The organism is Stenotrophomonas sp. YJH_SMC_105-26, assembly GCF_059368915.1.
The window spans coordinates 1-12,224 of the sequence record NZ_JCAFSD010000005.1; the positions used below are offsets into that span (position 1 = coordinate 1).

A 12,224-nucleotide genomic window follows, 5' to 3' on the forward strand; every position below is an offset into this window, starting at 1 on the left:
GATGGATCAACGGCCAGGTGCTGCGCGCCAACGGCGGAATGGTGTAGATCGCACAGGTGGCATCCACGCATGGCGCGACGCCCTTGTAGAGCCGAGCCCATGCTCGGCTGCTCTTCGCGCAAAGGCCAGAAGCAGCCGAGCGTGGGCTCGGCTCTACAGGTAGGTCAGGCGATGCGCGCCTCGCGGCGGCGATGCACCCAGTAGTACAGCGTCGGCAACACCAGCAGGGTCAGCAGCATCGCCGACAGCAGGCCACCGATCACCACCACCGCCAGCGGCTTCTGGGTCTCGGCACCGATCGCGTGCGAGGTGGCCATCGGCAGCAGGCCGAACATCGCCAGTAGTGCGGTCATCAGCACCGTGCGCAGGCGCTGCAGCGAACCCTGCACCACCGACTGCAGCAGGTCCATGCCCTGCTCGCGCAACTGGGCGAAGCGGCTGAGCATCACCACGCCGTTCAGCACCGCTTGCCCGAACAATGCAATGAAGCCGATTGCCGCCGACACCGACAGCGGAATGCCGGTCAGCCACAGGGCCAGGATGCCGCCGATCATCGCCAGTGGCACGTTGGCCAGGATCAGCGCGGCGCTGCTGATGTCCTTGAAGGCATCGAACAGCAGCACGAGGATGATCAGCACCGACAGCGGAATCACCCAGCCCAGCCGCTTCATCGCACGCTGCTGGTTCTCGAACTCGCCGGACCACTCCAGCCGATAGCCTTCCGGCAGCTGTACGCTGGCATCCACGCGCTTGCGCATGTCAGCCACCACGCTGCCCATGTCGCGGCCGGCGATGAAGATGCTCACCGCCTTCACCCGCTGTGCGTTCTCGCGCGAGATGTTGATCGCGCCGCTGGCCATGCGGAAGTCGGCCACGTCGGACAGCGTCACCGTGTGGCCATCGCCGATGCCAACCGGCACCGTACGCAGCCGCTGCAGGTCACGATCGGCATCGTCCAGGCGCAGGGTGATGGGGAATCTGCGGTCACCCTCCCACAGCTCGCCGACCTGGCGCCCGCCCAGTGCGGTCTCGATCACTTCGTCGACGTCGCGTACGTTCAGGCCATAGCGCGCGGCGCGGTCGCGGTCGATCTCGATCTGCAGCTGCGGCAATGACCCGTCGCGGTCGATGAAGGCGCTCTCCACGCCCTCCACGCCGCGTACCTGGCCGAGGATCGCCTGCGCCTGCTGGTTCAACACGTCCAGATCCGAGCCGCTGACCTTGATCACCACCTGGCCCTTGATCTGCGAGATGCTCTCCAGGATGTTGTCGCGCACGGGCTGCGAAATCGAGAACTCGGGGCCCGGAATGCGCTGCTCCAGCGTGCGCTGCAGATCGCTCACCAGCTGTCGCTTGTCCACGCCTTTCGGCCATTCCTTCTCCGGCTTCAACGCCACCAGCGCCTCGATCTGGTTGGCGCCCTTGGCATCGGAGCCGTCTTCCGGGCGTCCCAGCTTGGCCACCACCGTCGATACCTGCGGGAACGTGCCGACCAGCTCACGGATGCGCCGCGACTGCTGCTGCGCTTCGCCCAGGCTGGTGCTCGGGTCGAGCGTGGCCGTCAGCCAGATCGATCCTTCGTCCAGCTCGGGCAGGAACTCCGAACCCAGCCGCGTGCCCAATGCCAGCGTGCCGACCAGCAGCGCAACCGCGGTCAGCACTACCGCACGCGGGCGGGCCAGTGCGCGCTCCAGGACCGGCCGGTACCAGCCGGTCAGGCGGTCCATCAGCGGATTGCCGTCGCGCATGCGGTCGCGCCGCAGCCACCAGTAGCAGAACAACGGCACCACGGTCAGCGCCAGGATCAGCGCGCCGATCAATGCCGAGGTCACCGAGTACGCCATCGGCGCGAACATGCGGCCTTCCTGGCGCTGCAGGGTGAAGATCGGGATGTGCGCGGCGATGATGATCAGCATCGAGAAGAACGTCGGCCGGCCCACTTCCGACGCTGCCGAAAGAATGGTCGAGAACCGTGTCTTACGATCGGCCGCAGGTGGCAGCTTCGACAATCGCGAGACGATGTGCTCGGTCACGATCACCGCGCCATCGATGATGATGCCGAAGTCCATCGCACCCAACGACAGCAGGTTGGCCGGCACGCCCCACAGATGCAGGCCAAGGAAGGTCGACAGCAGCGCAAGCGGCATCATCGCCGCCACGATCAGCGCGGCACGGGCGTTGTACAGGAACAGCCACAGCACCAGGAACACCAGCACCGCGCCTTCCAGCAGGTTGCTGAAGACGGTTTTCAGCGTGGTCGAGACCAGCCACGAGCGGTCGTAGAACGGCTCGATGCTGACCCCGGCCGGCAGCTGGTTCGCTTCGATCTCGGCGATGCGCGCATGCAGGGCGTCGAGCACGTCGGACGGGTTCTCGCCCTTGCGCATCAGCACCATGCCGAACACCGCATCGTCGTTGTCATCCTGGCCGACCAGGCCCTGCCGGGGCAGGCCGGTATCGGCGATGCCGGCCAGGTCGCGCACCAGGATCGGCGTGCCACTGCGCTGCGCGACCACCACGTTGCCGATGTCGGCCGGCGAACGCATCAGTCCGACGCCGCGGATCAGGAACTGCTGCTGGCCACGTTCCACGTAGCCGCCGCCTGCGTTCGAGCTGCCCTTCTCCAGCGCCTCGGCGAACTCAGCCAGGCTGATGCCGCGGTCACGCAGCTTGTCCAGGTCCGGCTTGACCTGGAAAGTACGCGCGAAGCCGCCGAAACTGATCACATCGGCTACGCCCGGCACGGTGCGCAGGCTGCGCTCCATCGTCCATTCCTGCACGGTGCGCAGCTGGGTCGGTGTCAGGTGCGGGCCTTTCAGCACGTACCGGTAGATCTCGCCCACCGCCGAGCTCATCGCCTCCAGCTCCGGCGTCACCCCTTCGGGCAGCTCCACGCCCTGCAGGCGTTCCAGCACCTGCTGGCGCGCGAAGTAATCGTCGGCCTTGTCGTCGAAGGTCAGGATGACCATCGACAGGCCGAATTGCGTATGCGAGAACACCCGCACCGAATGCGGGATGCCGGACAGTGCCACTTCCAGCGGCATCGTCACCTCGCGCTCCACCTCCTCCGCGGCCCGGCCCGGGTGCAGCGATACCACCGTCACCTGGGTGTCGGACACATCCGGAAAGGCTTCCACCGGCAGCACGCGGAACGCGGCAATGCCAGCGCCGATGAACAGCAGCAGCGCCAGCATCACCATCAGCGGCTGGCGCAGGCAATAGGCAATCAGGCGATCGATCATGGCGCGGCATGCCCCGTCCCGGTGCTGGCGGCTGCGGGCGCACTGTCGACCAGCTGCTGCAGCAACAGGCCCCCTTCGACCACCACCCTGGCGCCCTGGGCCAGGCCCTCGCGCACCCACAGGCGGCCATCGCCCAGTTCCTCGGCACGCACGGCGCGGCGCGCGAAGCGGCCCTTGGCCTCCTCCACGAACACCACCTGCTTGCCGTCGATGAGCAGTACCGCAGCATCGGGCAGCGAGACACCGCCCCCGGCCGGCACTGCCACCTGCGCACGCACGTACTGGCCCGCCTTGAAACCGCGCGCATGGTTGTCCAGTTCGGCGCGCGCCTGCACCACGCGGCGTTCGCTGTCGACGAAGTCATCCACGTGCTGCAGGGTCGCCTGCTGCGGCTGCCCATCGGCGCCGGGCACGCTCACCTGCATGCCCGCCTTCAAGCGTCCGGCCAGGCTCTCCGGTACATCCAGCAGCAACCATAGGCGGTCAGGATCGCCAATCACCGCCAGCGGCTGTTCGCTGTCGGGGCTGACTGCCATGCCCGGGCTCATCCGCCGCTCCACCAGCACGCCATCAATGGGTGCGCGCAGCGGCAGCCGTTGGTCGACGTGCTGGCCGTTGCCATACGCCCTGGCGAAGGCGGTCGCGCGCGCGTGATCGGCCTGGCTGCCGGCGAAGCTGGCCTCGGCCTCGTCCAGTTCACGGCCCGACGCCACCCCTGCCGCGTGCAGTTCGCGGGTGCGGTCCAGTTCCCGGCGTGCCAGCTGCAGCTCGGCACGGCCACGCACGCCCTCCGCCTGCGCCTGGCCGAACTCGGGCGAGGTGATCCAGGCGATCACCTGGCCGGCCTTCACCTTCTGCCCCGGTTGTGCCTCGATGCGCGCCACCTGCCCCGCCAGCGGGCTGCGCAGCGCGCTGGAGCGGGTCTCGTCCCAGACCACCCGGCCCGGCAGCTGCAGGCTGGCGCTGGCACCGGCGGTCACCAGCTCGCTGCGCAGCACATCCAGCTGGCGGCTGCCGGCCGGAAACAGGATCTGGCCGGCACTGACCTGCGGCGCATCCTCGGTATACGACGCCGGTTCGCGACCGCAGCCGCCCAGCAGGGCCAGCGCCAGCAGGGCCGGCAGCATGGCATGTCGCGCCCGCGGGCGATGGGCGACGGTGGACTTCATCGGGACTCTCCTTCAGCAACGGATGTGGCCGCTTCCCAGCGCGCCAGGGCAATGGCATGGTCGGCACGCGCATCAATCAGCGCGGCCTCGAACTCGCGCCAGCTGCGGCGCGCGTCGAGCAGATCGGTCAGGCTGGCGGCGCCCCGGCGATAGGCCAGTTCGATGCCCTCCACCGCCTTGCGCGCAGCGTCGGACTGCAGCCCCTCGTAATCGCTGCGGCGCTGCGCGGCGGACTGCACGCTGGCCTGCAGCTGGTCCAGTTCAGCGTGTGCTTCGCGCTGCAGAACCTGCAGTTCCAGCGCGGCGCTGTCCCGGTCGGCCTCGGCACGCTGGATCGCGCCGCGTGCGCGCGACGGGCCGCCCAGCGGAATGGTCAACGACACGCCCCAGGTGACACCGCTGATATCGGTGGGCTCGCGCTCGGCCTCCACACCCAGCTGGATGTCGCGGTGGCGCTCGCTACGCGCCAGGGCCACGCCAGCGTCGGCGGCGGCCAGGCGCGAGCGTGCCGCGCGCAGATCGGCACGCTGCTGCGGATCGAACGCGCGCACCCTGGCCACGCTGCTGGCATCCGGCCAGGGGTCATCGGCACTGAGGTCGCGGCTGTCATCGCTGCCGAGCAGCAGGCCCAGCGCATGCCGCGCGTCACGCAGATCCAGGGCCGCCTTCCGCGCCGCATCGGCCACCGCCAGATGGTCCACCGCCATCCGCGCGCGATCCACCGGCGCCATCGCCCCGGTGGCCACCTGCTTGTCGGCCGCCGCCATCTGTTCGGCCGAACTCTGGCGGTTGGCCTCGGCAATCTGCGCCCGCTCCTGCGCGCCCTTCAGGCCGAAATAGGCTTCATGCAGTGCCACCTGCTGCCGGCGCCGGGTATCGAGCATGTCCAGCCCGGCCACTTCCAGCAGCGCGTCCGCCTGGCGGATGCGCAATGCGCGCTTGCCGCCGCGCTCCCAGGTCCAGCCCAGGCCCAGCGTGCTGTCCACCCGCTTGTCCTGCCAGCGCCCCGGGCCGATGCCGTGCTTCGGGCTGATCTTGCTGCTGCCGATCGACAGCTCGGCCGCTGGCCGCAACGCAGCGGTCAGCGCATCGCCCTGCACCCCACGCAGTTCCAATGCCGCCGCGCGCAGGTCCGGGTTGTGCGCTTCCATTGCACGCTGTGCATCCTGCAAGGACAGCGCCGAAGTCGCAGGCGCGCACGAAAGGGCGGCCAGCACGGCCGCAAGACGACGGGAGAAATTCATGCACGTCACGGTAAGGTGACGCACTTGCGCCAAACTTGCCCCAACCTTGCACGAAGCTTGCAATGCGAATCCTGCTGATCGAAGACGACGCCGCCCTGGCCGATGGACTGATCCGCGCCCTGCAGGGCGCCGGCCATCTGTGCGACCACCTTTCGCGCGGGCTGCACGCGCCGGCTGCACTGGCCAGCGCGCCGTATGACGTGATGGTGCTCGATCTTTCATTGCCCGACGTCGATGGCCTCGACCTGCTCTCGCGCCTGCGCAACGACGGCGTCACACTGCCGGTGCTGATCCTCACGGCGCGCGATGGCGTGGAGGACCGCATCCTCGGCCTTGACCGCGGTGGCGACGACTATCTCGCCAAGCCGTTTGCACTCGGTGAGCTGGAAGCCCGCCTGCGTGCGCTGTCGCGTCGCCGCAGCGACGCACCGGCGCACAAGCGGTTGGGCCGTTTGTGCTTCGACAGCATCCGCAATGAAGTGCAGGTGGAAGGCCAGCGCATCGAACTGACCGCGCGCGAGCTGTCGCTGGTCGAGGCACTGATGCAGCATCCTGGCCGCACCGTCACCAAGCAGCGCCTGTTCGACGCGCTGTACAGCTGGGATCACGAGGCCAACCTGTCAGTGATCGAAGTGCATGTCAGCCGCCTGCGCCGCAAGCTGGAACAGGCGCGCGCCGGCGTCGGCATCCGCATGCTGCGTGGCCTGGGCTATCGGCTGGAAGCCGGTGGTGACTGAGCGTGTGCACAGCCTGCGTGGCCTGCTGCTGCGCCGCCTGTGGCTGCCCCTGCTGGTGCTGCTGCTGTGCAGCGCGATCGGTTCATTCGCGTTGGCCCGCTTCTATGCCGGCCAGGTCTATGACCGCTGGTTGCTGGACTCGGCAATGTCGTTGTCCGAGCTGGTGAAGGTGCAGGACGGGCGTGCCTCGATCGAGATCACGCCCGCGGTGTCGCGCATGTTCACCTGGGATACCGCTGACGAAGTGCATGGCGAAGTGGTCGACGCTGCGGGCGGGCGCCTGTATGGGGACCTGCCCGAAGCGCTGCCCCGCCCCGCGATCGCTGCCGGCAGCGACGATGCCGTCTACTACGACGCGCGCCTGCGTGGGCAGCCGGTGCGCATGGTCGAGGTCGTGGTCAGCGCTGGGCCGGGCCATGATATCCGCCTGCGCGTGGCCGAGACGCTGCGCAAGCGGCACCGGCTGGAGCGCAAGCTGCTGCTGGCCAGCATCCCGTTCCAGGCCGCGATCCTGGCGCTGGCCGCGTGGCTGGCCTGGTCCGGTACCGGCGCGGCTGCACGCCATGCCAACCAGGTGGCGCGGCGGCTGGCCAGCCCGCGTCCGGACCCGCTGGCGCCACTGGAGCCCGCGCAGGAAGCCCCACGCGAACTGTGGCCGGCGGTCGAAGCCTACAACGCACTGCTGCAACGGCTGGACGCGATGCAGGCCGCGCAACGGCGCTTCGTCAGCAATGCGGCGCACCAGCTGCGCACGCCGCTGGCGGCAATGCAGGTGGAGCTGGAGAGCTCACTCCGCCAACAGGATCCGCAGGCCCAGCAGCTGGCGCTGTCCGGCACGCTGGCCGGGCTGGCACGGCTGCAGCACCTGGTCAACCAGCTGCTGATGCTCAGCCGCTCGGAAGAGCCACAGGGCAGCGCACTGCCGCTGCAGCCGCTGGATCTGGCCGCGTTGGCACGGGGCGTGGTCGAGCGCTACGCCGACCGTGCGTTGGTGGCGGGCGTGGACCTGGGTTACGACGGACCCGACGACGGCGTGAAGGTACAGGGTGATCCGCAGTTGCTGCGCGAGGCGCTGGGCAACCTGCTGGACAACGCGCTGCGCTACGGCGCCGTGCCCGGTGTGATCACCCTGGGACTACAGCGGGATGCCGAGGGCGTGCAGGTGTGGGTGGACGATGACGGTACAGGTATCGCCGAAGCCGAGCGCGCGCGCGTCACGGAACGGTTCTACCGGGCCAGCAGCGAGGGAGATGGCTGCGGGCTGGGGCTGGCGATCGTGGCCGAGATCGCGCAGCGGCATGGCGCGATATTGATGATCGAAACGGCGCCACTCGGTGGCGCGCGCGTGGGGTTGCGGTTCCGTTGACCTTTGTCGAATTGCCCTTGTAGAGCCGAGCCCATGCTCGGCTCAGGCACCGTGCCAAAAGCAGCCGAGCATGGGCTCGGCTCTACAGGTTCCAGGTCACCCGTGAAGCGTGCCGGCCAAGGTCGGCACCTACCACGTGCGCATCACCGGCTCATCGAATACGGCGCCTGCGCGTCCTGCCCCGGCCAGTCCTTGTTCGGCTCGGCCTGCATGCTGAAGCGCAGTTCGCCGCCAGCCAGGATCTCGTCATGGCGCAGGAAGGTGCGCTGCAACGGCTTGCCGTTGAGGCTCACGCTGCCCACATAGGTGTGCTTGTCATCCAGGCCCTCGGCCACGATGGTGAACGTCTTGCCGTTCGGAAGACGCATCGCGGTCTTCGGCAGGAACGGACGGCCCAGGATGTACTCGCCCGAGCCCGGCGCCACCGGGTAGAAGCCCAGCGCGGTGAACACATACCAGGCCGACATCTGGCCAACGTCATCATTGCCGGCCAGGCCATCGGGGCGGTCGGCATACTGGGTGTCCATGATCTGCTTCAACCGCGCCTGGGTGCGCCATGGCTGGCCCGCGTACGAATAGAGGTAGGCCACGTGGTGGCTGGGCTCGTTGCCGTGCGCATACCAGCCGATCAGGCCGGTGATGTCTTCCATGTGCTCGAAGATCGATGGATCCACCTTGGCGTTGAACACCTCGTCCAGGCGCGCGAGCAGCTTGTCGCTGCCACCGTGGGCTGCCGCCAGGCCGGCAACGTCCTGCGGCACGTACCACGAGTACTGCCAGGCGTTGCCCTCGGTGTAGTCGGTGCCGTAGCCGCTGGCGCTGGGGTCGAACGGCGTACGGAAGCTGCCATCGCGCTTGCGCGCGCGCATGAAGCCGGTGTCCTTGTCGAACGCGTTGCGCCAGTTACCCGCGCGTTTGTCGAAGGTGGCCGCGATATCGGCCTTGCCCATCGCCTGCGCCATGCGTGCGATGGTCCAGTCATCAAAGGCGTACTCCAGCGTCTTGCTGGCCGCTTCGCCTTCCTCGTCGATCGGCACATAGCCCAGCTCACGGTACTGCGCGATACCGTCATACGGGCCGTAGTTGGCGGTCTCGACCATCGCCTTCAATGCCTTGTCGGCGTCGAAGCCACGAATGCCCTTCACGTAGGCATCGGCGATCACCGGCACGGCGTGGTAGCCGATCATGCACCAGTCTTCCAGGCCATGGAACGACCACACCGGCAGCATGCCGTACGGACTGTGCTCATGGTGGGCCAGCATCGAATTGACGAAGTCGCTGTTGCGCTTCTCAGGCTGCACCAGCGTCAGCAACGGGTGCAGCGCGCGGTAGGTGTCCCACAGCGAGAACGTCGAATAGTGCGTGAAGCCGTCGGCCTTGTGCACCGCGTTGTCCGAACCGCGGTACTGGCCATCGGCGTCCATGAACAGCGTCGGCCCCAGCATCGTGTGGTACAGCGCGGTATAGGCACTGCGCCGCGCATGCTCGGGGGCATCGATATCGAGCACGGACAGTGCCTGCGTCCAGTCCTGCTTCGCCTGCGCACGCACCCGATCGAAGTCGAAGTCGGCCACTTCAGCGTCGAGGTTGGCGATGGCACCGGCCTCACTGACCGGCGAGATGGCTACCTTCACCACCAGCGGTGCGTCCAGCTTGCCGAAGTTGAAGGTGCCGACCAGCTGCCGGCCCTCGATCTGTGCGCGCTGCGCCGGGTCCTTCTCGCCCGGCGGCGGGAAGCCCTTGTAGACGATGTCCTGCTCGGTGTTATGCAGTTCATGGCCAGCCAGCGGGCGCGAAAAGCGCATCGCGAAGAACAGCTGGCGGCCCGGCGCCCAGCCGCGCGTCTCGCGGAAGCCGGTCACCGTGCCATCGGCGCGCACCCGCACCCGCGACCACAGCACCTTGCCCGGGTAGTCGTACATGCTGGTACGCATGTCCAGCAGCACCTTGGCGTCGGCACCTTTGGGGAAGGCATAGCGGTGCACGCCCGCGCGCGCACTGGTGGTCAGCTCGGCACGCACCTTGTAGTCGTCCAGGGTGACCGCGTAGTAGCCCGGCTCGGCCTTCTCGTCAGCGTGGCGGAACCGTGAGGCGTAACCGCTGCGCGGCTTCTCCGGATCGCCGCGCTCCAGCCCGGGGTTGCCGGTGAACGGCATCAGCAGGATGTCGCCCAGGTCCGAATGCCCGGTGCCGGAAAAATGCGTGTGCGAGAAACCGACGATGCTGCTGTCGTCGTAACGGTAGCCCGCCGCCCAGCCATAGGCCTTTTCGCGCGGCTGGATGCGCGTGTCCGGGCTGAGCTGGACCATGCCGAACGGCACCGTCGCCCCCGGGTAGGTATGGCCTTCCCCGCCGGTACCGATGAACGGGTCCACCGAGCCATAGGCGCGTTCGGCGGCGGATTTCGACGGAGCCGCCAGCACCGCCCCGGAGGCAAGCATGGCGGTCGCGACGAAAGCGATCAGGAGACGACGGTCCAGCGTGGGCATCGGCATTTGGATCGATTCAGGTGGTAGTCGGATCCTAGCACCGGCCCTGCCCTGTCGCATGCTGCAGTGCGGCCGCCGGAACCGGCACGATGCTTTGCACGTAATTGCATGGCCGCGCGACGAGTCACCTCATAGCCTTCCGGTCTCCCGCGTCCCGATCGGTGCCGATACGGCAATGGATGTCCAGACATGCACTTCTGAAAGACCGCGCCTTCCGAACGGGACAAAGCGAGACAAACCATCAATTGGTGCGCAGCGCCTCGATCTGCCCAGGATTGCGCCGCAGCGGACATCCCGCTGCCGGGATTGGAACCCCCGGATGAAACTGAAGATCTGCCTGTCATGACTATGGCGGGCGCTGCGTGTGGCCGTCTGGCCATCGGAGTTCTTCTTCAGTCTCTCCGGGTTCCAAGCACGCATCGCCCGCCACCCTTGCGGTGGCCCTCGCACCCAAGGAGTTCCCGCATGAAACACACGCGTCCGCTCAGCCCGGCCATGGAGTCGCTCTTCCAGCGCATCGAACACGCCCTCAACAGTGCAGAAGGCATGGCCATCCTCATCGGTGAACAGTACGGCCCCGAGCCGAAGCCGCCCGCACCGATGGGCTACAACGCCAGAGAGATCGCCAATGCGATGGTCATGCTGAGCCAGCATGGCCGGTCGTTGTTGCAGAAGCTGCGTGCGGAAGCGGAAAAGGTGACCTATCACTAGCCCGCCCTGCAGCCGAGCCCGCTCGGCGCCGTGCGCACCGCACGCAGTGATTGCTGCCCTCAATCTGGCAATGCGCCCTGCAAGGTGGCGAGGTCGGCGCTGTCGACCGGCCTCACCACGCGCGCCACTTCCTGGCCGTCATGCAGCAGCACCACGGTGGGCCACAGTTTTACCTTGAACGCACGCCCCAGCGGCTTTCCCTTGCCATCCTCGATCTTCCAATGCACCAGATCGTGGGCGTCCACAAACGCCTGGAGTGCGGGCTGCGCGGCCTGGCAATGGCCACACCAGGGTGCACCGAACTCCAGCAGCTGCCAGCCCGCCTGAGCTTCCACGTCCGCGCCTGCAGGCTCCGCCGCCGGGTAGTCACGCATGAACGGCATGCCGGTTACGCCGCCAGCGCTTTCTGGATATCCGCCAGCGGGGCGTTGGTCAGGTCCTTGGCGATATCGCCCAGCAGACGCGCCTGGACCTCCTTGTGCAGCAGCGGGCGGATACGGCCCAGCGTGGTCGGGTCTGCCACCAGCAACAGGTGTGCATAGCGGTTGTTGAGCGCATCTTCGTTCAACTGCTCCGCCACCTGCTTGGCGAACGTCGCCTCGTTGAGCTGCGCAATGGACATGTCCTTCGGCACCGCGCCGGCCGGGCCCTGACCAGAGACGCCCTGCTCGCTGATGTCCTGCAGGCGCAGCTCACCTTCCTGCTTCAACGCCAGTTGATGTTCGCTGCCGACGTTGGTGAACACGCGGGCCGAACCGCCATCGGCGACGATGATCAACGTGCCTTCGGGAATGCGACGGGTCATGCGATGCTCCTTCTCGATTGCGTCCAGCGCTACCGTAGACAGCGTCGCGTGAGCGCTGCGGCCAGAGTTCGTTCAACACTTGTCATTGCATGCCGCGCGGATGAACAGGCGCGATGGAACACAGCGTGCAGATCAGTCCGCTTCGCTGCATGCTCACGCCGATGCCGCTATGATGAACGAATGATCGACACGACCCACTACGTGACGGGCGCACCTGTTACGTGGGAAGCACTGCCGACCGGCGCTTCGCTTGCCACGATGGCTCCCGCCCTGCCGTTCCACCGCCTCGCGCTGGATCCTGGCGGATGACGCCCGCAGGCCCTCGGCCTGCACTCCCCACGCTGCTGTGACCGCCGGCCGCTGATTGCGCGACCGCTGTGATCCCGTTGCTGCGTTTCCGCCATTGCGGCGGTGCGTTGCCGTGCGCGTGGCGTCGTGCCTGCACACATTCCCCGGCCCCC

At 67.6% G+C, this 12,224-nt stretch carries 9 protein-coding genes; 3 read left to right on the forward strand and 6 right to left on the reverse strand.

The window, feature by feature from the left end:
- Positions 1-164: 164 nt before the first annotated feature.
- From AC5P7F_RS13000 to AC5P7F_RS13010, 3 genes are read right to left on the reverse strand one after another with little or no spacing between them, the layout of a single operon-like run.
- A complete protein-coding gene (locus AC5P7F_RS13000) occupies positions 165-3,242 on the reverse strand; it encodes a CusA/CzcA family heavy metal efflux RND transporter (protein WP_197637334.1) in 3,078 nt (1,025 codons plus the stop codon).
- Positions 3,239-4,411 (reverse strand): efflux RND transporter periplasmic adaptor subunit, encoded by a 1,173-nt coding sequence (locus AC5P7F_RS13005; RefSeq protein WP_164077805.1) that lies wholly within the window; start codon positions 4,409-4,411, stop codon positions 3,239-3,241. Before AC5P7F_RS13005 ends, AC5P7F_RS13000 begins: the two co-directional genes overlap by 4 nt.
- On the reverse strand, positions 4,408-5,655 hold the full coding sequence (locus AC5P7F_RS13010) for a TolC family protein (protein ID WP_495204156.1): 1,248 nt from the start codon (positions 5,653-5,655) through the stop codon (positions 4,408-4,410). Before AC5P7F_RS13010 ends, AC5P7F_RS13005 begins: the two co-directional genes overlap by 4 nt.
- 62 nt (positions 5,656-5,717) lie before the next feature.
- On the opposite strand from AC5P7F_RS13010, the gene AC5P7F_RS13015 reads away from it, so the two are divergent.
- Both AC5P7F_RS13015 and AC5P7F_RS13020 read left to right on the forward strand, forming a co-directional pair.
- Positions 5,718-6,392 carry a response regulator gene (locus AC5P7F_RS13015; protein ID WP_014647334.1) on the forward strand — a complete coding sequence of 225 codons (675 nt, stop codon included), beginning with the start codon at positions 5,718-5,720 and terminating at the stop codon, positions 6,390-6,392.
- Positions 6,385-7,758: a sensor histidine kinase N-terminal domain-containing protein gene (locus AC5P7F_RS13020; protein WP_164077807.1), complete on the forward strand. Its 1,374-nt coding sequence runs from the start codon at positions 6,385-6,387 to the stop codon at positions 7,756-7,758. Before AC5P7F_RS13015 ends, AC5P7F_RS13020 begins: the two co-directional genes overlap by 8 nt.
- 143 nt (positions 7,759-7,901) lie before the next feature.
- On the opposite strand, the gene AC5P7F_RS13025 is transcribed toward AC5P7F_RS13020, so the two are convergent.
- Positions 7,902-10,253, reverse strand: coding sequence for a GH92 family glycosyl hydrolase (locus tag AC5P7F_RS13025; protein ID WP_164077808.1), 2,352 nt, complete (start codon positions 10,251-10,253; stop codon positions 7,902-7,904).
- A gap of 459 nt (positions 10,254-10,712) precedes the next feature.
- Here AC5P7F_RS13025 and AC5P7F_RS13030 point away from each other — a divergent pair, with 459 nt between their 5' ends.
- A complete protein-coding gene (locus AC5P7F_RS13030) occupies positions 10,713-10,958 on the forward strand; it encodes a hypothetical protein (protein WP_014647337.1) in 246 nt (81 codons plus the stop codon).
- A 59-nt stretch (positions 10,959-11,017) separates the two neighbouring features.
- Here the strand turns inward: AC5P7F_RS13030 and AC5P7F_RS13035 are convergent, their stop codons facing one another.
- Entirely contained in the window at positions 11,018-11,341 is a 324-nt protein-coding gene (locus tag AC5P7F_RS13035; RefSeq protein WP_049407275.1) for a thioredoxin family protein, read from the reverse strand.
- Between the two features lie 5 nt (positions 11,342-11,346).
- Positions 11,347-11,763 carry a baeRF12 domain-containing protein gene (locus tag AC5P7F_RS13040; protein WP_164077809.1) on the reverse strand — a complete coding sequence of 139 codons (417 nt, stop codon included), beginning with the start codon at positions 11,761-11,763 and terminating at the stop codon, positions 11,347-11,349.
- Between the last annotated feature and the right edge of the window lie 461 nt (positions 11,764-12,224).